A 23,703-nucleotide genomic window follows, 5' to 3' on the forward strand; every position below is an offset into this window, starting at 1 on the left:
TATATTATAGACAATGTTTTTCCTCTTCTATAAACTCTTTTATATGCCTCTTAGCTTTCCAGCCAAGTTCTTCTGTTTTTTTAGTAACCACTTCAGCAGTCATACGGTTGCCTTTGCGTTCAGGCAACATTTGTATCTCTCCACCAAATAACTGTGCAATTTCTAATACTGTATAAGTCTCAGGACTACCAATGCCATAGCCATCACCCTTGCCCTTCTCACCTACGATGAGTAGTCCATCTACAATATCGTCTATGTGGGTGAAATTGCGCTGTTGGGTACCAGGACTCACTACCGTTAGGGGCTCTCCTTTCTTCATTTTTTCAGTAAAAAGAGCTATGAGGGTAGCGTATTTACCGGTGCGTATTTCTCGTTTGCCATAGACATTGTAAAAATATACAATGGCATATTCTAATCCATACCAATTACCATAGTTCTTAACTAATTCGGTATTAGAGGATTTGCTCCACGCATAGGGGCTTTGATCTTTGCCTATACCACCATCACCAAATTTAGTGCTACTGCCTGCATAGACGAGTTTACACCCGCGTTTACGGCAAAACTCTAATACTTTCAGCGTACCTATTTTGTTGAACAATAGAACTTTGTCTATATCGTCGAAACTCTGTTCTACACGAGAATATTCCCCTAAATGGTAAATTAAATCGGGGATGAAATTGATCAACTCAAAAATGTGTTCGGTACTACCTTCTATGTAGGTTACTCCTGGCACGTGGTTGTCTCGGCTTCCGGTAAAGTAATTGTCTAATGAATAGACATCGTTTTGAGGGTCTTTAGCTAGGGCTTCACAAAGGTTTGAGCCTACAAAGCCAGCTCCTCCTGTTACTAATATTTTCATTGTGCAAATGCAGAATTAAAATGAGATTTATCAGTGGGCTCAGAGAGACTCTGAGAAATTTAGATGATTGGGCAATTTTATAAAACAGAATATCAGTTTATTAGAGTTTGACAAAGCTTGAGCTATATGGGAGCTGTGAGAGCTGTGAGAGCTATGGGAATTGTGGGAACTCTCACCTAACTACTAAACTCCTATTTGTATATATTCCCAGCCTTTTTGGGGTAACTCAAAGGCATTGTATTGGTTACGACCGTCAAAGATTACTTTTTCGTTTAGTAATTTGGCTATTTCATCGAAATCGGGGACGCGAAATTCTTTCCATTCGGTAAGTAAAATGAGGGCATCAGCTCCTTTTAGAGCTTCGTATTTGCTCTCTACATAAGTAACCTCTACATCTTTTAGGTAACATACTTTTGCCTCGTGAACTGCTTTGGGATCGTAGGCTTGTACTTTAGCACCGCGTTTCACCAATTCCTTAATGACGTAAATTGCAGGTGCTTCGCGCATATCATCAGTTTCGGGCTTAAATGAGAGCCCCCATACAGCAAAGGTTTTACCACTGAGGTCTTCTCCATATTTGGCAACCACTTTTTGGGCAATCACATATTTTTGTCGGTTGTTCACCTTATCAACGGACTCAATGAGTTCTGCCTTGTAATCAACCTCTTCGGCTAATTTTTTTAATGCCAATACATCTTTTGGGAAGCAGGAACCTCCATACCCACAACCGGGGTAAATAAAACTATAGCCTATACGGCTATCAGATCCTATCCCGATACGCACTTTGTTTACATCAGCCCCTACACGCTCACAGATATTGGCGATCTCGTTCATAAACGATATTTTAGTAGCGAGCATAGTGTTAGCAGCATATTTGGTCATTTCAGCTGAGCGAATGTCCATTATGATCATCCGTTCGTTTTGCATATAAAACGGGCTGTAGAGTTCTTTCATCTTCTTGAAAGCATGTTCGTTATCGGCTCCAATTACCACGCGATCAGGCTTCATAAAGTCTTCAATAGCTTTACCTTCTTTTAAAAACTCGGGATTGGATACTACGTGAAATTTGTAATTCACTCCGCGTTTATCTAAGGCAGTTTGTACAGTAGCACGCACTTTGTCGGCTGTACCTACAGGAACGGTAGATTTATCGACTACTATGAGTTCTCCTTGCATCGTTTCGCCTATTGCTTGGGCTACTGAAAGTACATATTGCAAATCGGCAGACCCATCATCGCCCATAGGCGTTCCCACAGCAATGAAAGCAACCTCGGCATCTTTGATAGCTTCGGCTATATCAGTTGTAAAAAACAAGGTTTGATGAGCTACATTGCTCAGTACCATCTCTTCCAATCCAGGTTCGTAGATGGGGATAATCCCTTGTTTGAGTTTGTTTATCTTTTCAGTATTGACATCTACACAGGTTACTTTATTACCCATTTCGGCAAAGCAAGTGCCTGATACTAAGCCTACATAACCTGTGCCTATAACTGCTATCTTCATATATGAATTTCTGTATTACGATTTGGGTGCAAAAATACGAATAATTTGTCAATTAGCAAATTTGTGAATTAGTAAATTTTAACAATTTGTAATGGGTTCTCCATACAAATCGTAATCTGCAGCCTCTATAATTTTAACATCAGTAAAATCGCCTATTTTCACATAGTGTTTTTTAGCGTCGATGAGTACCTCGTTGTCTACATCGGGGGAATCATATTCGGTGCGCCCTACAAAGTAATTGCCTTCTTTGCGGTCGATGAGGCAACGAAAGACTTTTCCTACTTTCGCTTGGTTCAATTCCCACGATATTTGCGATTGCAATTCCATAATTTCATTGGCACGTTGTAGCTTTACTTCTTCAGGTACATCGTCGGCTAACTCATAGGCTGTAGTATTCTCTTCGTGGCTATAGGTAAAACAACCGAGGCGATCAAAACGCATTGCTTTAACAAATTCTTTAAGTGCCTGAAAATCTTCTTCGGTTTCGCCAGGGTAACCTACAATCAATGTGGTGCGTATTGCCATTTCGGGGACTGCCTCGCGGAATTTTTTGAGGAGCTTGGTGGTCTTCTCTTGGGTGGTGCCGCGTTTCATACTGGTGAGAATCTTATCGGAAATATGCTGTAGTGGGATATCTAAATAATTACATATCTTAGGTTCGGCTTTCATCACTTCAAGCACGTCCATTGGGAAACCTGTGGGGAAGGCGTAGTGAATGCGTATCCACTCAATCCCTTCAACTTTTACCAAGGCGCGCAATAGGTCGGCAAGAGCGCGTTTTTTGTATAGGTCTAAGCCGTAATAGGTGATATCCTGAGCGATGAGAATGAGTTCTTTTACACCTTTGGCAGCGAGTTTTTCGGCTTCGGTTACCAAATCCTTAATGGAGGTAGAGATATGAGCGCCACGCATTAGTGGAATAGCACAAAAACTACAAGGGCGGTCGCATCCTTCGGATATTTTAAGATAGGCGTAATTTTTAGGTGTAGTAGTGAGTCGTTCGCCTATGAGTTCGTGTTTATAGTCGGCGCCGAGAACTTTGAGTAGAGCAGGTAATTCGCTAGTGCCAAAATATTGATCAACATCGGGGATTTCTTTTTCTAAATCTGGTTTATAGCGTTCGGAAAGGCAGCCCATTACAAAGACTTTATCCACTAATCCTGCTTCTTTTTGCTGCACATAGTCTAATATGGTGTTGATGCTCTCTTCTTTGGCGTTGTTGATAAACCCGCAAGTGTTGATAACCACTATGTTACCTTCTTTTTCGTGTACTACTTCCTTGCCACCAGCCTTTAACTGTCCCATTAGCACTTCGCTGTCATACACGTTTTTAGAGCAACCAAGGGTTACCACATTGATAGTATTCTTTTTTATTGATCTTGTTCGCATTCTTCAGTTTGTTTCAGGGCGCAAAAGTACGGATAATTTGTCAATTTGCCAATTTGCTGATTATTTGTATCTTTGCGGCGAGGTTTAGGTGATAGGGGTCAGGGGACAGGTGTCAGGGGACAGGTGTCAGGGGAATGAGTTTTTGGGGTGCTCTGAGGGTATCTGAGAAACGCTGATGTTTAGAAAGTCTCCCGTGAATTGCGCGAATTTTCACCTGACGGTGATGTTGTGATAAGGGGGGAGTGTCTTGGAGAAACTAGGAGAATCTCGGAGGGGGATTGTTATAGAAAAGGCTGCCTAAGGGTTTAGACAGCTTTTGGTAATTATTACTTGTGAGGTTTAGTTTTGGAATTTGTAACCTACACCAATTTGGAATACACGGTTTTTGAATTTCATAGGAAAAATAAAGTAAATACTCTCCCACGAATCTCACGAATTTTCACGAATTTGAGATTATATAAAATTCTTTATATTATTTAGAATATTATCTCACGAATTGGCAGCTGGCGCTGCTGGATTTACATAGATTGTATAAAACAATATGATATTTTTTTAACAGATGAACATAGCTTTTGATGCCAAACGAGCTTTTCATAACTTTCGCGGTTTGGGTAACTACAGTCGCGACTTGATTCGTATGCTCCAAGAGCATAAGGTTGGTCATTTGTACCTATTCAACCCTCAAAAACGCAAATTTTTAGGAGTGAAAATTGATGAAAATACTACTGAAATCACTCCTCAATCTTTCTTCTGGCGCAGATTCAAAAGTCTTTGGCGCAGCTTGAAAATCACTGATATAGCTAAAAAACTCCCTATAGATATCTATCACGGACTTTCGGGAGAAATTCCCAAAGGTATTGCTCAGCATTTGCCGACGGTAGTAACTATTCACGACCTTATTTTTATGCGCTACCCCCAATGGTATTCGTATTTCGATAGAAAAATTCACTATAAAAAGTTTCTTTATGCTGCCCAAAACGCCCAGCATATCATTGCTATTAGCGAACAGACGAAACGCGATATCATCACTTATTTGGGTGTTCCCGAAGAAAAAATTACGGTAGTATATCAGGGTTGTCACAAGGCGTTTAAAAACACTTATACTTCAACAGAAAAAGCGGCTATACGCGAAAAATACCAACTTCCTGATCGTTTTGTGCTGAATGTGGGGGCTATTGAGTCTCGCAAAAATGCTCTTGAAATAGTGAAAGCGATTGAACCTCTTGAAGATATGTCGCTTGTATTGGTAGGCAAGCCCACTCAATACTACGAGGAGATAAAGAGGTATAGTGAGTTGCATAACCTCAGTGAACGTGTGCAGTTGCTCAGCGGCGTATCAATGGAAGATTTGGCAATTATCTACCAGTTGGCAACGGTGTTCTGTTATCCCTCAGTGTTTGAGGGTTTTGGCATTCCTATCATAGAAGCCTTATTTTCTAAAACGCCCGTTATCACTTCCAAGGGCAGTTGTTTTCCCGAAGCAGGAGGGGGTCATTCTATCTATGTGAATTTAGACCGAGCGGCTACCGAAATACGCGAGGCTATAGTGAACATCATTACCGATGAAGCGTTGCGTACGACGATGATTACCGAGGGCTACCACTATGCACAACGCTTTACTGATGAGGCTGTATTTCAAGAGTTGATGAAAGTTTATGATCAGGTGTTAGGGGATAGGTCTCAGGTCTCAGGTGTTAGGGTTCGCTTGTGAAGGTACTGGCTGGTAAGTTGGCTTCGTTTACTAAATTGCCGTCGGTCACGGGGCTAAAGCCATAGCGCACCATTTTGGGAGTACTTACTTCCTCACTCGTTACTTTCACTTCTTCGCCTATAACTTCGGCTGTTGCTGGATAGAAAATCCCATTATCATCAGAAAGTTCAAAACCGCGCAAGGTTTTACCATCGGCGGAGTGCATTCCTTGGGCATAATCAAAAGTAACCGTAGCGACTTTTCCATTGAAAGTTGCTGAACGAAACAAAGGTCCTGAAGGGAGTACTTTTCTGCCATACGTGTCGGCTAACGCCCATTGTGCTAAACGCTCGCCAATGGGTTGTTTGTTTTTGGGGTGTACATCGGTGGGGTGACCATAATCGTAGGATACTGCCATTCCACTGTGAGGCACTACCTTCATCAATCGGCGCTGACTTTCTCTAAACCAACCCCACGACGGACGGTTGATACTCGATAGCTGCACGTAATAGAAAGGCAGTTGGGGATTGTTAAACTCAGTGCGCCAACTTTTTACTAACAGTGGAAACAACTTGCTATGTGCATCTTTGTTATGCGCATTGGATTCTCCTTGATACCAAATCACTCCTTTGATAGGATACTTCGCTAAGGGCAATATGCCTGCTTCAAATAGATACGCAGGCTCATAGGGGTGTCGCTGTAATTTATCGGTAGCTTTAGCGATATTCTCGCCTGCACGCTGGCGCACCCAATCCATTATAAAATCGTTTTCACGCCAATTGTTGAGGATACGCGGAAAGTCGTATTCCAATGTACGGCGGTCTATCCACGATTCGGTAGGTGAGCCACCTACGGCATTGCAGATGAGCCCTATAGGCATATCCAAATCTTTTTGAAGGGTACGTCCAAAGTAATAGGCTACTGCCGAAAAAGCACGTACGGTTTTGGGGGTACAGACTTCCCATTGAGCGGGTTTATAGTACTGCAACACATTGATAGAATCCAAGGCAGAAAGCTCCCAAGCGTTAGCATTATCAGTGCGCCAACGGGCTTCCATATCGAACAAGCGGATGTTAGGATTTTCGGCTTGAGGGATATCTCTTTCGCCCGTTGAGGCTTGGAACATTTCAAACTCCATATTCGATTGTCCTGAACAAAGCCATACTTCACCAGCTACTACATTCTTAAAAACGCGTTTTTCCTTACCGGCAGTAATTTGCAAAGTGTAAGTTTCTTTGGCAGCAAGCGGCGCTAAGGTTACTTGCCATTTGCCATTGCTATCGGCAGTGGTGTTGAGTTGCTGTTTGCCTATTGTTACAGTGATTTTAGTGCCTGCATTAGCAATACCGTGCAAAGGCAGCGACTGCCCGTGTTGCAATACCATATTATCGGAATAGATTTCAGGGAGTTGCAAGCCTCCATAGTTGCCTGTAATAGCACCAAAGACTACTTGCGCCAAGATAGCTGCCCCTTGTGCATTAGGGTGTACAGCATCGGGGAGCATTTGTGGGAAGTGGTAGAGCGGCTCGTGAAAATCAATGAGCTGAGCGTTTGTTTGCTGAGCAACGAGTGCAATGGCTTGTTGTATTTCGGCGTGCCAATCGCGTGTTCCCGATTCAAAACGGTGGTGGCGATGCGATAGCGGACTCATACGTGCGATGACGATGCGTGCTTTAGGGTTTGCTTTTTTTAAAGAAGAGATAAGAGTGAGATAATCTTTTACAAAATCGTTGCGGTGGTTAGGCCAGTTACGTGGGTCGGTATCGTTGATGCCCAAGTGAATCACAACGATATCGCCTGCAAAAGCAAGGGCTTTTTGGTATTCCTCTTGCTGAATATAAGGGCGATGTCCCTTGCTGAGCAAAGTCGCTCCTGAATGACCGAAATTGCCTACCTTATAACCTTTACCCAACAAGCGTTGTAACACTGAAGGGTAACTATTTTGTTCGCGATTTTCGATGCCATAGCCATAGGTAATACTATTGCCTACGCAAGCTACTTTGATAGTTTTTTGCTGTCCCCAACCTAAAGAGCCAAGCACTAAGGCACTGATAAAGAGGAGTTGTTTTTTCATTTGGTTGTAAATTGAATGCTATTCAATTACAAAAGTACAAATAATTAATGAATTGGAAAATTTTATTTCTAAAGAATCATTAGAGCTTGTGTTTTAAAGGTCTAAGTTTTGTTCTCTCATAAAAGTCGTTATTTTTTTATTGTCTCACGAATATTCACCTGACGGTGATGTTGTGATAAGGGGGGAGTGTCTCGGAGAAACTAGGAAAATCTCGGAGAAACTAGGAAAATCTCGGAGGGGGGATTGTTATAGAAAAGCTGCCTAAGGGTTTAGACTTTGGCAAAGTGTAGCGATGCAAAAATTGCAAATATTAATTAGAAAATTTTATTTCCAAAGAATTACTAAGGTCTCTTCGGAGGATAGGCGGGCGGTGTTAGCTGTTGCACTTCCTCCCTTATCGGCAAAAACAACTGAAGGATTTACTCCTTTGGGGCAGCGCAATGCTACTGTGGTAGCTTGTGGGCGTTTGTTGATGAGGATAGTAAGATATTGATTGCCTTTTTGCATTGTATACATTTGCACTCCTTTTTGGTAAGTTTCAAACTGAAAAGGCACAGTGGGTTGTACTTCGGCGAGTAGCAAACGCGAAAGCGCTTCCCCTTTGCCACTTCGCAAAGCGCCCAACCCCAATAGCGATGGCAACCAAAAGGTCTCCCCCTTTACAAAGTGATGTCGCGTTGCCAATACATTATTTCCCTCTTGGGCAACTATTTGTCCTTGAGTATTGTAGATGCTGCCTTTCCAAAGATGGGCGGGCAGAGGTGCGTTTTGGTAATTTACACTGAAATCGGTAGGGAGGCATTTTACTTCTTTCAGTGCGCCCCCCAATACATCTTGTAGTGGAAAGCCCGTGTGATGTAGGGCAAACATATTTTCGTCGTAAAAAGCACTGAGTCCTTCCATAATCAGTTTGCCACCATTGCGTACAAAGTTGCGCAGGGGTTCCCAATAACGCGATGGGAGGCTTATTTGTCCTGATAAAATAATGGTTTCGCCTTTGTAAGAGGGCTTGTTCCAGTTGAACTCATCAAAGCACTGAAACTGACTATTGATACCGTTTTCAAGTAGGGTTTCGTACATTGCAAACGCCGATTTCATAGCACCTCCGGTATTTCTGCCCTCGTAATCATTGTTGGTATTATCATTTAGTTGCGCTTTCTTTTCTACCCAAAGCGTTTCGCGGGTATAGAGGATATGAATGTTGGCTACTACGGGTTTAAATTTGCTACTGTTGATTTTCTGGAGTGTTTTGGCAACTTCGGAGGCAGCAGTGAGTCGGTCGGTAGGTTGGTTTTGGAAATCTACAAGCGCCCATTCACCTGCTTCATCACCCACAGCACGGGGGTTCAAGCACCAAAACAAGATGTGTTCAGCACCATTGCCAATGCTCGTCCACAGCCATTGGGTGATTTCTTCCTTGGTAGGGCAGAAGGCTTTATAACCACTATAAGTGTTGTTACCCCCTTGCAATTCGGTTACCCAAAAAGGCAATTCACCTGCTCCCGAACGTATGATAGCGCAATTCGCCCCCAAAGCTGTAGCGTACTGATTCCTGTGAAGCATAGTGTAATGCCAACTGGGGTGAGCTGAAGCGCCTAACGAACTGAGGAAGTTGCGCCAAGCTGGGAAGTTGTATTCGGCAATATTGCTGAATATTTGGTGAGAATTGACGTGCAAATAGGCATTAGGGTCGTACTTTTTCACCTCGTTGGCAATCCATTGCAGGTACCAAGTGTTGTAGTGCAACAAGAATTGTTGAGGGGTAAAATCTACTATTTGTGGGTAGCCTTTGCTGTTGTAGGCAGTAGGTTGTAGTGTTTTGAGCCATTCACTTTTTTGAGCATTGGCAAAAGCATCATTAGGCACCCAACCCCCAGTGCCAGGTTCGTTCATCAACACCCAACCATAGAGGGCAGGTGAGGTTTTGAAATGGGTTACTACTTGCTTGATATAGGTAGCAATTTCTTGTAGATGTGACTGCGAATAAGGGTGTTTAAAGCCACCTAATGAATTGTCGGGGGCAGCGGGAAAGAGCGTGCCTACAATCTTTACATTGTACCGCTCAGCGGCTTTAAAAGCCTTGTCGAACAGCGAGAAATCCCAAGTACCATCGGGGTGCTTCATATAGTTCTCAAACATACGAATGCGGCAACAGTTCATTTGGTGCTCGCTGAGGAGTTTGAACCAAGTATTTATCTCCTCATCGGTTTGACCAGGCTCTATGAACACCTGTGCACCAATGGGTGATACATAGGGTTGCGCTTTCACAGTGGTAGTGATGGAGGCAATCCCAAGGCATAAAAGGTATATACAATTTTTTAAAAACATACAAATACTTTTTTGGTGGTACATTTTGTGGTGCAAAGGTAAGGCGATAAAGCATTTATCCACTTATCTTTTCTTTTATAAAACTTATCAAATTAGCTTATACACTTCACTTTTCACTTTCTCCTTTCAAATACTCTCTCGGTGAGGCATTGTAGAACTTCTTAAACGAGCGACTGAAATTCGATAACTCTTGGTATCCGACCTTATAGGCTACTTCCGAGATGTTCAAATTACCTTGCTTCATCAGTTGGGCAGCAGCGGTCATACGTATTTGTACAATCACGTTGTAAGGGGTGGTGTTCATAATGGCTTTTACCTTTTTGAAGAGCTGGTTAGTGCTCATATTTAGGGCATCGGCGAGAGCATTGATACCAAACTCGGGGTCGCTGAGGTGTTCCATTACAATGTTGTTCACTTTATCTACAAACTCTTTTTTCCAAGGTTGCCCAATGAGTTTTTCGCGGTACACATTCAGGTTAGGGGAGGAACTGTACTGTTCCCACAGCTTCTTGCGCGAAAGCAGTATATTTTCGATGCGCTTGCTGAGGATTTTAGCCGAAAAAGGTTTGGTGATATAGTCTTCCACTCCCAAACTGTACCCCTCTACCACTTGCGATTCCTTGTCTAAGGCAGTGAGCAGAATGATAGGGATATGGTTTGTTTTTTCGTTGGCGCGCAGTTCTTTTACCATTGAAATGCCATCGCGTTTGGGCATCATAATATCCGATACGATAAGGTCGGGGATGTGGGCGATTGCCAACTCTAAGCCTTCTTCGCCGTCGCGTGCCAAGAGTACGTGGAAATGTTCGCTGAGGATGTGCTGTATATAATCGCGCATATCGTCGTTGTCTTCCACCACCAAAATAGTCTCTTCCTTGTCAGTTGCATTTTCTTGCGGCGTTATTTCTTTCACCGCTTGGGTAGTGTCTATCTGTTGCAAGGTGATAGAAGCCTCGTCGTGGAGTTGTGGCACATCTAAAATAGGCAACAATACCGTGAAGGTAGCCCCTTGTTTTTCTTCACTTTCCACCTCTATATGCCCTTGGTGTAGGTCGACGAGGTCTTTGGTAAAAGCGAGCCCTAAGCCAGCGCCCTCGTTGTGGATTTCTTTTTGGCGTTTGCCTTGCAAGAAAGCGGTAAAGAGCTGTTTTTGTTCTTCTTTGGAGATGCCAATGCCTGTATCGGCTATCTTTATTTGCAAAAACTTCTGCTGGTTTTGCATCACAGTGGCAATAAGCACCGTGATAGCACCTTTTTCGGGGGTGTATTGGAACGCATTCCCGATGAGATTGTAGAGAATTTTGTCTAATTTATCGGCATCAAAAGGCATCCACAAGCTGGGCATTGTACTTTTGATAGTGTATTGTATTTGTTTTTCTAAAGCCAGATAAGCAAAGGTTTCACTCACCCCTTTCACAAATTTCACTACATCGTCGTACTGTAAATTCAGCTCTAATTTGTTCTTTTCTAACTTTCTAAAATCGAGTAATTGGTTGATGAGGCGCATCAGTTTTTGGGCGTTGCGCAACATCATTGTATATATCTCTTTGTGCTGTTTAGGAGAATTCTCATCATCTACCATTTGGTTTAGCGGACCTACAATGAGCGAAAGCGGTGTTTTGAACTCGTGAGAGATGTTAGAGAAAAAATTGGTTTTCATCTCGTTGATTTCGTACATACGCTGGGCTTCCAATTGCGAGATGCGCAGGTTCTGCTTGTCTCTTTCCTTGATGGTGTAATACTTCACGATAAGCACGAGCAAGCCCACCCCCAGCAGGGCATAGAGGATATAAGCCCAAGTTGTTCGCCAAAGCGGAGGTGCTACTACTATCTTAATTGTAGAGGGTTTTTCGCTCCACACCCCATCGTTGTTAGTGGCTTTTACTTTGAAAATGTAAGTGCCTGGGTTGAGGTTTGTATAGGTAGCGATACGCTCGGAAGTGTCGTAAATCCAATCGCTGTCGAAACCTTCGAGCATATAGGCGTATTGGTTTTTGAAAGAAGCGCGGTAGTTCAATGCCGAAAAACGGAACGATATTACCGATTGCCAATGTTTGAGGTGAATGCTTTGAGTCTCATCTATCACCTCGCTGAGCACCCCGCCTTCTTCTGGTCGTACCGATTTGTTGAATATTTGAAAATCGGAAATTACTACTTTGGGTTGGGTTTGGTTAAGGGTAAGCTGTTGAGGATAGAAAGTATTAAAACCGTCTTTTCCTCCAATGAGCAACTCGCCGTCTTTGGCTTGTGCAAAAGCTCCTAATTGAAAGCCCGAATTTTGCAAGCCGTCGTACTCGTTGAATACTTGAAACTGTTGGCTTTTTGGGGTGTATTTCAGTATTTCAGAAGGGGTACTCATCCACAGATTGCCACTGTTGTCTTCTGCCAAACCGAAAATAGGGTCGCCATAGTCGGTGCCTTTACGGCGAATGAGTTCAAAGCGTTCGGTTTTCTTGTCGAACTTGTGTAGCCCTCCTTTGGTGCCTATCCACAAGGTGCCGTCTTTGCTCTCGTGAATAGCCGTAATAAAGTCGTTGCTCAGGGAGTGTGTGTTGTTTTTTAGGGCTGTATAGGTGTGTTTGAGTTTTAGGTCGCGGGTGTAACAACGCAAGCCTTTTTCGGTGCCTACCCACAAAAGCAGGTCTTGGTCGCGGTGAATTACGTGGGTTTTATCTTCGGGGTAGATAATGTTTTTACTTTCGAATAGCGGGGTAAAAACGCCCGTAGCGGGCTGGTAGTTGATTGCCCCCAACTCGGTAGCAAGCCAAAAGGAATGATCCCAATCTTTGGTAATTTGATAGATGTTGCGGTAGGTGTAGTTCGTACCGTTAGGCACGGGAATGGGCACTTGACTAAAACTGTTGGACGAAGGGTTGTACTTAATGAGGTAATTGGCGTAGTTGCCTATCCAAATATTGCCTTCGGCATCTTCACAAAAAGCCTGATAGAGCTGAGTATTGGGGTTGTAGGATTGGTTGCTAAAAGCGGTGAGTGTCTTTCTATCAGGGTTGAGTTTATCAATATGGTTTAAGCCACCTATCCAGAGGTTGCCTTTGCTGTCCTTAAAGATAGCGCGCACTTGTTTTTCCGAAAGAAAATTCTTGTATCTCACCCATTTGAATTGGGCAGGGGTAGGGCTAAAATAATAAATCCCTGAGGCGGTACTCACCCACATCAGTTGGCTTTTATCTCGGTAGATGTGATTCACACTTTCATTAGCGAGTTGCAAGTTTTGCAAGTCGGTAATGGTGTGAGTGTTTTTGTTGAGGAGTTTGATACCCTCGTTAGTCTCTATCCAAATGTTGTGCTGACCGTCATCGGCAACCGAAAGCACATTCATATTGTGTGTGCAATGGGTCGCACCACACACCGCATAACGTTGGTAGTTTTTTGTTTTTTCATTTAAGCTATACAAACCACCGTGAGCCGATGATACCCAAACCGTGCCTTCTGGGTCTTTGTAGAGGTTGAAAATGTGCTTGCATACCTTCTCATCAGTGTCGTTTGTATACCAATAAGGGTGTAGTTCAAATTGTTTTTCCTTGCGGTTAAAGCTATACACCCCGCCACCCCACGAACTGAGGATGAGCGTGCCATTGGTCGCTACCATACCCGTAAGGGCGTTGTTCAGGGGTTGGGAAGTGCCTTTTTCTCGAACGTCATAATGAGTAAAAACTCCTGTTTTGGGGTTGAGCATATCCAGTCCGCCGCGGTCTACGGCTATCCAAATCATACCCGCCTCGTCCTCTACTATGCCCGCTACATCGTTATAGCTAAGGCTATTACTCCCTTTTTGATGTTTGTAGGTGGTGAAGATACCCGTGCGCAGGTTCAGTTTGCTGAGTCCTTCGCCTTTTAAGCCAATCCAAAGGTTGTGCTGACTGTCTTCAAACAAACACCTGATAGAGTTCCCTGCCAGACTGTTTTTCTGGGTGCTATTGTGCTTATACACAGTGATATCATAACCGTCGAACTTGTGCAATCCGTCATCAGTGCCTATCCATATAAAGCCTTTTGAGTCCTGCAACATACTGGTTACCTCATTGCTTACCAATCCGTTGTGAGTGGTGATTTTGGATAGATACGCCCAGTCCTGCGCTGAGAGCAACGCAGGAAGTAACGCCCATATTATGTAGAGGAGTTTTCTCATTTTTTCAAATCTGCTAATTTTCTAATTTCTTACCTGAATACTAAATTCGTAATGATAATAGGGTTGGTTGAGTAAAAATTCTTTATGTACGCGTGGCGACCAGCTGTCGTCTCCTCCTACACCCATTTGAGCCTCATCGATGTGCAAATAAGTGTGGTCTCCACGGCGCAGTTCTTGGGTTTCTTTGGATTGGTTCAGCGCGTCATCCGAATAGTCTTGTACGTTGAAATTAAAGAGCTTAGGAGCACTGATATACAGTTCGGTAGTACCCGAAAGGAGTTTGAGCCAACGGGTATCGGTATGGTTGCCATTTTCAGAAGGCATCACATAAGGGAAGTGCATATCCTTTACTGCACCGCTGTGAATACCCACAAAAGCCGATTCTTTTCTATCGGCATAAGTTTCATAAGGACCTTTGCCGTACCATTCCACTTTGTTAAAACTCTTGTCGAGCGTTAGGAGCATTCCCACTCTTGCCAAAGGAGGCACAGAGGCAGGTACTTCCACATTTGTGCTGATATCTATACGTCCGTCGCCATTGATGAGGTAAGTTACTTGTTGGTTGACATTGCCCGCTTTGGTTTCAATGCGGTTGTGTGCTACTATCTTCACTTGGGTTTCCCCTATTTGCGTAGCTTTCATTTCGGTAGCTGTTAGCGCAGCTTCTTTTAGCCCCGCTTTACGCCAAGCTGAGGCATAGGAGTGTTCAAAACCACCTTCATCGTTATCGGTAGGGACACGCCAAAAAGAGGGCACCATCGCTTCCGAAAGTAGGTTTTTCCCTTTATGCGTAAATTGACTTAAACCGCCTGTTTTTTTGCTGAATACAGCTGTAAAATTGTCGCCTTTTACGGTGAAGTTTGTCGCTTCATCAGTAAATGTTAGTTTTTTATCCGAAGGTTTAGCGATTTCTCTCACAAAATAGTTAGGAAAAGCGAGTTGTTCTTTGGCTACTTCAAAATCTTTTGAAGCCCAAGCAGTAGCTTTTTTATTCTTAAAACGGAAATTCATAAAGTATTCCTTGCCGTTTTGTACTAATTTTGTATCGAAAGGTATTTGTAGGGCTCTTTGGCTTTGAGGGGCAATGTTTAAGTCGTTGATTACCCCATTAGCGATAGGCTTGCCATTCTCGATAAGTTCCCATTGCAAATACACTTCATCACTATTTACAAAGTAGTTGCTATTGCTGATGAGTACCAAACCTGTGTTGATATCAATATCTTTTACATTGAAATACTGATATACCTTTTTCAGTTCGTGCATTTCGGGTTGAGGAACGCCTGTGGCATTTACCAATCCGTCGTTCACATTCGCTTTGTCAATATGATTGATGATGTTCCAATACTCTTTGCCGTTCTTATCTTTGCAACGCAACGCTTGGTCTTTCCAATCCCACGTAAAACCACCTTGGTAACGCTCATTGGTAGCAAAAAGCTCCCAATACTTGCGGAAGTTACCCAAGCTGTTACCCATAGAATGGGCGTATTCGCAGATAATCACAGGGCGTTTACGGTCTTCGGTAAAGAGATTGTTCAGGTGGTTGAGCTCGGTGTACATATTAGATATGATATCGTAATGCGAGAGCACGCCCGCATAAGCAGGATTTTTAGATTCGTAATGCACAGGGCGTTTTTGAGGGTCGAGGGCTTTTATTGCCTCATAAGCTGCATCGAAGTTTTTGCCCCAACCCGATTCATTCCCCATTGACCAATAGATGATACAAGGGTGGTTCTTGTCGCGAGCAACCATATTCACATTGCGCTCCACAATATCTTTTTGCCATTCGGGGCGTTCGCCTATGTAGTAACCACTCTCCCACAATCCGTGGCTCTCAATATTGGCTTCGTCTACCACATATAAGCCATATTCGTCGCAGAGGGTATACCACTCAGGCAGATTGGGATAATGTGAGGTACGCACCGCATTGATGTTGTGCGTTTTCATCAGGATAATATCGTCAATCATCGATTGGCGGGTGATAGTACGACCGTTATAAGGGTCAAACTCGTGACGGTTTACCCCTTTAAACTTCACAGGCTTGCCATTCACGAGGAGTAATCCGTTTGTTAGTTCAACTTTCCTAAATCCTACATTTTGAGTAAACGATTGTAACACCTTGCCTTTGGCGGTGAGCAAACTGAGTTCCACTTTGTAGAGGTTAGGAGTTTCGGCAGTCCATTTCAACGGATTTTTTACAGCTATTTGGGTACTAACGGTAGCTTCTTTTCCCGCAGCAATATCCGCAATAGAGGCTTTTTCGGTACCTATCACATTGCCTTTGCTGTCTTTAAGGGTGGTTTGTACCATAAGAGCATCGCTTACTTTTTCGCCTAAATTCTGTACCTCTACTTGCACCTGCAAGGTAGCATCGCGGTATTGCGCATCAAGCTGAGGATAAACCGAAAAGTCACGCATACGCAACTCGGGGGTAGCAAAGAGGTATACATCACGATAGATACCGCTGAGTCGCCAAAAATCTTGGTCTTCTATATAACTGCCGTCCGACCAGTTTAAGACTTTTACATATAGCTCGTTTTTTCCTTTTTTGAGGTAAGAAGTGATGTTGAACTCGGCAGGTAGCATCGCATCTTCGTGATAGCCCACTTGCTTGCCATTGATGAACAACTCCATCGCCGATTGCACTCCTGCAAAGTGAATGAACACCTGCTCGCCTTTCCACTTGTTAGGCAAAGAGAATTGCGTTCTATACACTCCCGTAGGGTTGTAGTCCTTAGGGGTGTAAGGAGGGTTCATCTCAAACGGATATTTGATATTGGTAAACACAGGAGGGTCATATCGGTTGCTTTGCAGTTGCCAATTTGAAGGCACTTTTATAGCATCCCATTGGGTAATGCCTTTGCCCAAAAAGAAATCGGCAGGCACTTGTGAAGGGTGCTTGAAATAGGCAAACTGCCAATTGCCATTGAGGAGTACTTTTCCAGCTGGCTCATAGTGGCTATGGCTTTTTTCGGTGTTGATACTGCTTACCGCTAAGTTTTCCCAATTGTGGGTTTGTGCTGTGCTGAGGCTACTCGCCAAAGCAGAAATCAATAAGAATAGGGTATGTTGTATTCTCATAATCGTTTATTATTTTATGGTTTGTTATTCTTCTAAAATCACTACTATTGAACGTTTGAAAGCTGGAATCAAAGCCTTGTTATTTTCAATAGGTATATGTCGTTTCCAATTGTCAGTCCAAGGATTGTATATACTGTAATGCGTATATTTGTTGTTGATATGGCTGAGGGGTATTTCAAAATTGCGTTTTATTTCGGCAGGATGCCCATCGCGCAATTCTGTTTTCCAATTATTAGCAAGGTCTCTGCACCACAGAATTGTTTTGGTTTTTCCTTGTAAGCCATAACAATTCACATTCATTGAGCGAAATGAAAAAGGTTGCATTACTTCCTTTATAGGGTCAATGCCTTCAATAGCATTTTTGAAACGCCCAAAGTGATACCACAATTGGTTAGGCTCGATATAATGATCCCAATGCCAAGTATTGCCTGAACCTGCACTGCCACAAAAGAAAGGCGCAAAAATAAAATCGTGTAATAAGATGCCTTCTGTATCTTTGGGATAAAATGTTGAGGGGCCTGCGTGGTTGGGCTGTACTGCGCCAATCTCATTAATGACAATAGGCTTGGGGTTTTCTTTCGTAAATTCTAATCCGATATTTACAGCATTGCTCACTAATGAATCAATTGCTCCTTTTACGACAGGATATTGCTGCCACTTGTCGCCCTCGTCTAAATAACGGTGAATACTCAAAAAATCGTTATTAGGGATGGCAGCTAACTTTTTGTAGTAGTCGTCCATATAAGGGGCGTGCATACTGCCTAAGGTTTGGGTAACCAACTGATTAGGGCATAACTTTTTCACCTTGCCGAGCATCTCTTTGGTGAAAGGTAGCCACTCTGTTTCGGGGACTACTGCATCTATTTCATTCCACAGTTCCCAACCGTAGAAATATGGGTGGTTTGCACATTTTTTGGCTATTGTTGAAAGGCGTTTTAAGTAGGACTTTTTGCCTTTTTTAGTACTTACATATTCGCTTACATTCTTGAACTTGGTCGCTAACGCCTGACTGTTACACCAAGAAGCCTCAGGTGAGATGTTTTTGGAGATAGTTCGCAAGTGATGCAGGGTAAATTTGATATAAATATGATATTTTTCTGCAAGTTGTAGCAATTGTTCTATACGTGCTAACTTCTCGGGGTTGTACTTGCCTTCTTTTTGGTCTTCTATCTCTAAAAAATCGGTGCTTACCCATATACGCATCGCATTTCCGCTATTTTCGGCAAAGTGTTTAAAGTAGTTTTCAGCTTCTTCAAAGTTTTGGATAGGCAGATAGTTGGTGCTAATAGGAATCCACGTCGCGCCGTTTTTTTCAAAATAGCGCGGGTGGGTTTTGCTCACTGTTATATTTGCTTGCGAAAAGCCCAGTGCTCCACACAAGCAAAGTAGCCAAAGCAGTATTTTAGATAGTTTTATGTTAAACATTTTTTTACAAATCAAGAATTTATTTAAATCTCCTACAAATCATACGAATTGTGATATATAAAATAATAGCTTCTAAGAATTTATTTTCTGGTGTTTGTTTCGAGGGCGTTTGTTTTGGGCGTTTGTTTTGGGCGTTTGCAAAACGCCCCTACACAACATACCCTAAAAGTGATTGATTATCAGAGTAATCAACTTTACCAAAGTCTAAAACTTTGGCAAAGTGTAGCGACTTTTCACTTTTCACTTTTCACTATTATTTGTGCTTCTTTTAGACCTTCGGCAGTAGCGCGCAATTGCAGTTTGTCACCTTTTTCACCTGAGCGGATAATCACTTGGCATTTGCCATTGAAAAGTTTGCGCTCTACACGTTCTCCTTTGGCAAAAGCGTCTTTCTCGTGCGAACTGGGATCGCCATTGCCCACGCCTGCTATGGTGGCATCACCTATGAGTTCAAACTGAATTAGGTTGTGAGCATCAGGTACTTCTCGCCCTTTTTTATCTACAACACTCACGTTCACCACTACGGCATCTTGTCTGCCTGCTCTCAGCTTTGTTTTATGAGGGCTGAGCACAATCGCAAAAGGATTTTCGGTAGTAGTAACTTCGGTAGTAACCCGCTTTCCATTCTTAGTGCCTACGGCTTTCAGCGTACCTTTTTCGTAGGGTACATCCCAATTCAAATGCCCAAAAGTAGGTGTTTTTTGTTTACCAAGCGACTTTCCGTTTAAGAAAAGTTCTACTTCTTCGGTATTGCCATAGACCCACACTTTTACCACAGTGCCTTGGGGCAGGTTGAGATTCCAATGAGGAGCTATGTGCAATACAGGCATTTCACCCCACTGGGCTTTGTAGTAGTAATACACGTTCTTAGGGAAACCACACACATCCATTACCCCGAAATGCGAACTGATATTAGGCCACGCAAAGGGAGTAGGCTCTCCGCGATAGTCGAAGCCCGTCCATACAAAACCGCCCATAAAACGAGGGTCGTTAGCCGTTGTGCTGTACCATTGCTGTGCTTGTGATGCCCAACTGGGATAACTCTTGTCTTGGTCGAGTAGGTAAGCGCGGAGGGTATCGGCTACAAAATGACCGCTGTAACCACCTGCTTTGTCGAGAACGATTTCTGGCAAATATACCCCTCGAGTACCCACGGTGCTGGCTACTTCGGTACCGATGATAGGTTGGTTAGGGTGTGCTTTCTCATAATCGGTAAGCCCATAGAGGTTGTAATTGAAGCCTCGTACGGGTATGGCAGCACTCACACCTTCACTTTCATTACCTACGTTGGCGCCATAAGTGCTCACGCGCGACGGGTCTAAATGCTGTTGTAAGTTCACCAACGTACGCGCAATGCGCTCGCCAGTTTCGGTGCTTTGGATTTTTTCTTCTTCATTCCCGATGCACCACATAAAAACGCTAGCGTGATTGCGGTCGCGCTTGATAAGGTCTTCAAATTGTTGGCGGTATTCTCGTCCGCTGTTTAAGAGTCGGGTTTCGTCCATTACTAATAAACCCAAACTGTCGCAGGCTTCAAGCACGACAGGGCTGTGAGGGTGATGGGCAGTGCGGTAGGCATTGGCGCCCATCGCTTTAAGTAACCCAACGCGATAGTACTGCAACTCATCTAATAGAGCGGTACCTACACCAGCGTGGTCTTGATGTACACACACGCCTTTTATTTTCATTTTTTTGTTATTGAGGTAAAAGCCGTCGGGTTTATAACTGAAAGTACGCACCCCAAAACGAGTGTGAATAAGGTCGGTAGTTTTTCCGTTAGCAGTGATTTTTGTTATTAGAGTGTACAGATAAGGATGTTCGGTATCCCAGAGTTGTGCATTAGGAATATTGAAGTTACTCTTTACCGTTAGTTTCTCGTTAGGAGCAAAAGTAGCATTTGCAGATTGGTGAGTGGCTATTACTTTTTTTTCGCGGTTGAGTACCGTCCATTCCACTTGAAATGTTTGTGAGCTTGTATCTCGGTTATAAACAGTGGCTTCGGCGTGCATTTCGGCTTGTTTGCCAATGCTTTTGGTATAGATAAAAACCTCTTCGGGGGAAGAGTGAACAGGGCTGTAAGAGTTCAGCCACACGTGCCGATAGATACCTGCCCCTTCGTAAAACCAACCCTCGTTTTGGGTAGCGTCTACCCTTACGGTAATCACATTAGGCTTGCCAAAATACACCAAATCGGTAATATCGTACTTTACACCCGTATAGCCGCTGAGGTGTTGCCCTACATAAATGCCATTGACCCAGCACTTACTGTCTCTAAAAATACCGTCGAATTGCAGTTCGATGCGTTTGCCAGCTTCGGCTTTGCTGAGGTCAAAGGTTTTTCTATACCAACCGATACTGTGCTCGGGGAAGGCATTGCCTAAGGCTTTATAGCCGTGTGACCAATCGCCTTTTTCACTAAAAGGGAGCGTTATAGCCCAATCGTGAGGGAGGTCGACGATTTGCCAAGAGCTATCGTCGTAGTCGATACTTGAAAAGTTAATACCTTTGGAGAGTGTTTTGGAAAAGTCGTTATACACGCGGTAGTACAAATCTTTGGAGGGGTCGGTAGCGTGTCCGAGGGTAAATTTCCAATGGTTATCCAACAAAATATGTTCCCTTGTGGCTTGCCCATAGATGGGGAGGGCAAGCCATAGGGACATACAGATAAGGATGAAAAGCAATTTGTTTAGATGAGTCATTTATTTTTTAGGTACATATTTATATACCTTAGCCCAGTCTACTTGGAGTTTGAGGGCTTTGGTAAAAGGTTTGTTAATGTCTTTTTCGGTTTGGAAGCACAAGTGATGAGGAGCTTTGGCTATTGCCACAGGGTCTTTGAGATCCCATACTAATTTGTTATCGATGTAAATCTTGATGTACTCAGGCGCCCATTCCATTGCTACGATGTGCCAATCACTTTTGTTGTATTGGAAAGTTTGTTGGTACTTTTGGTCTTTACCAGATACTGCATAGTGGATATTCGTATTCCAAGTATTGTTCTCGTGAGCGGTTTCGTAGATATCATTTTCGCCATCGTCAGGCCATTTTTCACTTTCAGGCCAAGTAAGTCCTAACCCGCTGGAAGACTTATGAGGGTCTTCGTCCATACGGATTCTGAACTCAAATTTGCCGTATTTGTAGTTCTTTTTATGGGCAATACCGCCTGTCATAAACCAGCCATTGCGTTTAGGGTCTTTGTCGATAAGGCAGTTAAGGAAACCATCTTTTACTTCAATAGCATAAGTACGGCGGGTGTTTTCGGGTTTGAGTTTGCCTTCTTTTTCGAGGTATTCATTGTCGTACACTGCCCAATTATCGGTGTTTAAGGCATTGCCATCGAAATTTTCTTGAAAGTCTAAAACCCATTCAGCAGGGGTTTCTGGCATAGGGTTCTCCTCAATAGGTGTATCACCGCCTGACTTGTTGCAGGCGGTAATACCACATAAAAATATTGAGAGAAAACTAAATAATTTCAGGATGTTCATATTATTAATTTGATTTAAAAAAAACGTTTGCAAAAGGTTGTTTGTATGGGGAATTTGTATGGGGGCGTTTGCAAAACGCCCCTACATAACATAATCCAAATAATCGAAATAATCCAAGAATATAAGATTATTAAGGTGCTTTTTTGATAAAAATATCTGAAAAAGTTAAGTCTTCGTAATTGTTATCCCAGCTACCTATTTTTATCACAAAGAATAACTTACCACTTTTTGTAGCTGTATAAGTCTTCTCACCTGAAGCTAATTCCGACATCAGTCCGCTTTTAGGAGTTTTGATTTCTCCCGATAGGTCGAATACTTTGCCATCGTTGAAGTCTTTACCTTCTTCAGGTTCCCACTGACTTATATACACTTGTATCCAACCCCACGCTTTGCCTTTGGCGGTGAGTGTCATATCGTAAGTATAAGTTTCACCTCCGCTTACTTCAATAGGTTGATAGATCACGTGGTTGAACTTCTTGCCTTCGGTACCTGAGGTGTAATGAATATTACCGTCGGTAAAGGTGATATCGGCTTTTTCTGAAAGACCTCCATTGATGCCTTGCAACAGTATTTTCCAAGCGTCTTTCTTGATGCGGGTCTCTACAGCAGGTTTAGGAGGCTTAGGACTGTTATCTTTTTTGAATACGATATCAGAGAGGGCTAAATCCTCGAAATTATTATCCCAGCTACCTATTTTTATTACAAAATAGATCTTACCAGTTTTACCAGCGGTATAGGTTTTTTGGTCTTGGATAGCTGAAAGTTCCGCAAACGAACCACTCATAGGAGAAGTGATGTTATTTTGGAGTTCTAATACCTTGCCATCGCCAAAGTCTTTGCCTTCTTCAGGTTCGTGTTCACTCACATACGCTTGTATCCAACCCCACGCTTGACCTTTGATTTCCACGTGCATATCGTAAGTGTAAGTTTGTCCTTTTTCCACATTTACCGGTTGATAAATCACGTGGTTGAACTTACCGCCCACTTTGCCAGAAGAGTAATGTATATTACCCTCAACGATATTAATCTTAGCATCGGCAGTGATTTTGCCATCGATACCTTGTTTTAGCACCTTCCAAGCATCTTTTTTGAGCATAGTTTCCAAGGTAGGTTTAGGAGGCTCAGGAGGTGTAGGCAAGAATTTTGCGCCATCAATCACTACTATGGTAGTTGCTTTAGAGGCGAGAATTTTCTCGTTCCCATAGATAGTAACTGCCAAAGCGATACGATTTTTGTAGTAATCGGGGTGTGCGGTAAGGATTTTTTGCATATCTACTTCTAAGTAGAAAGATTCTTCATTCTTACCAGAAGGGATGGTAGCGCTTTCAGGCAGAGTGTAAGAACCTTCGGGCAGCACAACAGCCGGTTTTTTCTCGTCGTTTTTGTACTTTTCTACATAAGCATTGGTAGCTTGTGCATCTACTTTTACTTTTACAGCAAAGCCTTCGGTAGAGAGACCTGAATTTTTCACACCCAATACTATTTTCAATTTCTTGGTAGTCTCGTTGAAAGTGTAGTTTTCGGAGTTTCCGCCGAAAGGCACATTGTATTCATTACCTCCGTTGTTTAAGGAGGCTTGCGGCATATAAAGGGTAGTAATGCCGGGGTCTTCGAAAACATCGTCTTTTTTACAAGCGATGAAGGCTACGAATAGGAGTAGCAATAATGTAATGTTTTTTGTTTTCATATATAAGAGATTGTCTGTCCTCACCCCCTCCTTCT

At 43.0% G+C, this 23,703-nt stretch carries 12 protein-coding genes; 1 reads left to right on the forward strand and 11 read right to left on the reverse strand.

Going from position 1 to position 23,703, the window contains the following annotated elements; all coding sequences use genetic code 11:
* Nucleotides 1–4: 4 nt before the first annotated feature.
* From DR017_RS10435 to rimO, 3 genes are all read right to left on the reverse strand, one after another.
* Nucleotides 5–859, reverse strand: a complete 855-nt coding sequence (locus DR017_RS10435; protein ID WP_002678373.1) for an NAD-dependent epimerase/dehydratase family protein — start codon at nt 857–859, stop codon at nt 5–7.
* Nucleotides 860–1,042: 183 nt separating this feature from the next.
* A complete protein-coding gene (locus DR017_RS10440; protein WP_002678394.1) occupies nt 1,043–2,362 on the reverse strand; it encodes a UDP-glucose dehydrogenase family protein in 1,320 nt (439 codons plus the stop codon).
* A 78-nt stretch (nt 2,363–2,440) separates the two neighbouring features.
* Entirely contained in the window at nt 2,441–3,751 is a 1,311-nt protein-coding gene (gene rimO / locus DR017_RS10445) for a 30S ribosomal protein S12 methylthiotransferase RimO (protein WP_002678510.1), read from the reverse strand.
* A 559-nt stretch (nt 3,752–4,310) separates the two neighbouring features.
* Between rimO and DR017_RS10450 the strand changes: the two genes are divergently transcribed.
* On the forward strand, nt 4,311–5,462 hold the full coding sequence (locus tag DR017_RS10450; protein ID WP_002678351.1) for a glycosyltransferase family 4 protein: 1,152 nt from the start codon (nt 4,311–4,313) through the stop codon (nt 5,460–5,462).
* Here DR017_RS10450 and DR017_RS10455 read toward each other — a convergent pair.
* The 8 genes from DR017_RS10455 to DR017_RS10490 form a co-directional block, all read right to left on the reverse strand.
* The gene (locus tag DR017_RS10455; protein ID WP_002678445.1) at nt 5,446–7,515 is read right to left on the reverse strand and encodes a GDSL-type esterase/lipase family protein; all 2,070 of its coding nucleotides are present in this window, start codon (nt 7,513–7,515) and stop codon (nt 5,446–5,448) included. The genes DR017_RS10450 and DR017_RS10455 overlap by 17 nt on opposite strands.
* Nucleotides 7,516–7,839: 324 nt before the next feature.
* The gene (locus tag DR017_RS10460; RefSeq protein ID WP_002678547.1) at nt 7,840–9,906 is read right to left on the reverse strand and encodes a beta-galactosidase; all 2,067 of its coding nucleotides are present in this window, start codon (nt 9,904–9,906) and stop codon (nt 7,840–7,842) included.
* A gap of 43 nt (nt 9,907–9,949) precedes the next feature.
* Nucleotides 9,950–13,993, reverse strand: a complete 4,044-nt coding sequence (locus tag DR017_RS10465; protein WP_002678415.1) for a hybrid sensor histidine kinase/response regulator transcription factor — start codon at nt 13,991–13,993, stop codon at nt 9,950–9,952.
* A 21-nt stretch (nt 13,994–14,014) separates the two neighbouring features.
* On the reverse strand, nt 14,015–17,071 hold the full coding sequence (lacZ, locus tag DR017_RS10470) for a beta-galactosidase, LacZ type (protein WP_002678473.1): 3,057 nt from the start codon (nt 17,069–17,071) through the stop codon (nt 14,015–14,017).
* A gap of 24 nt (nt 17,072–17,095) precedes the next feature.
* Nucleotides 17,096–18,496, reverse strand: a complete 1,401-nt coding sequence (locus tag DR017_RS10475) for a cellulase family glycosylhydrolase (RefSeq protein WP_002678377.1) — start codon at nt 18,494–18,496, stop codon at nt 17,096–17,098.
* A gap of 233 nt (nt 18,497–18,729) precedes the next feature.
* A complete protein-coding gene (gene galA / locus DR017_RS10480; RefSeq protein ID WP_002678608.1) occupies nt 18,730–21,195 on the reverse strand; it encodes a beta-galactosidase GalA in 2,466 nt (821 codons plus the stop codon).
* Nucleotides 21,196–21,981 carry a glycoside hydrolase family 16 protein gene (locus DR017_RS10485; protein ID WP_002678502.1) on the reverse strand — a complete coding sequence of 262 codons (786 nt, stop codon included), beginning with the start codon at nt 21,979–21,981 and terminating at the stop codon, nt 21,196–21,198. It abuts the gene before it with no gap.
* Nucleotides 21,982–22,111: 130 nt separating this feature from the next.
* Nucleotides 22,112–23,668, reverse strand: a complete 1,557-nt coding sequence (locus tag DR017_RS10490; RefSeq protein WP_002678331.1) for a DUF1735 domain-containing protein — start codon at nt 23,666–23,668, stop codon at nt 22,112–22,114.
* Nucleotides 23,669–23,703 lie beyond the last annotated feature (35 nt).

It is taken from the genome of Capnocytophaga sputigena, assembly GCF_900446695.1.
Classification (GTDB): domain Bacteria; phylum Bacteroidota; class Bacteroidia; order Flavobacteriales; family Flavobacteriaceae; genus Capnocytophaga; species Capnocytophaga sputigena.

Coding starts and splice junctions, on each gene's coding strand:
- DR017_RS10435 (WP_002678373.1), bottom strand. CDS start 859: ATGAAAATATTAGTAACAGGAGGAGCTGGCTTTGTAGGCTCAAACCTT.
- galA (WP_002678608.1), bottom strand. CDS start 21,195: ATGACTCATCTAAACAAATTGCTTTTCATCCTTATCTGTATGTCCCTA.
- DR017_RS10450 (WP_002678351.1), top strand. CDS start 4,311: ATGAACATAGCTTTTGATGCCAAACGAGCTTTTCATAACTTTCGCGGT.
- DR017_RS10490 (WP_002678331.1), bottom strand. CDS start 23,668: ATGAAAACAAAAAACATTACATTATTGCTACTCCTATTCGTAGCCTTC.
- DR017_RS10475 (WP_002678377.1), bottom strand. CDS start 18,496: ATGTTTAACATAAAACTATCTAAAATACTGCTTTGGCTACTTTGCTTG.
- rimO (WP_002678510.1), bottom strand. CDS start 3,751: ATGCGAACAAGATCAATAAAAAAGAATACTATCAATGTGGTAACCCTT.
- DR017_RS10440 (WP_002678394.1), bottom strand. CDS start 2,362: ATGAAGATAGCAGTTATAGGCACAGGTTATGTAGGCTTAGTATCAGGC.
- lacZ (WP_002678473.1), bottom strand. CDS start 17,071: ATGAGAATACAACATACCCTATTCTTATTGATTTCTGCTTTGGCGAGT.
- DR017_RS10485 (WP_002678502.1), bottom strand. CDS start 21,981: ATGAACATCCTGAAATTATTTAGTTTTCTCTCAATATTTTTATGTGGT.
- DR017_RS10455 (WP_002678445.1), bottom strand. CDS start 7,515: ATGAAAAAACAACTCCTCTTTATCAGTGCCTTAGTGCTTGGCTCTTTA.
- DR017_RS10465 (WP_002678415.1), bottom strand. CDS start 13,993: ATGAGAAAACTCCTCTACATAATATGGGCGTTACTTCCTGCGTTGCTC.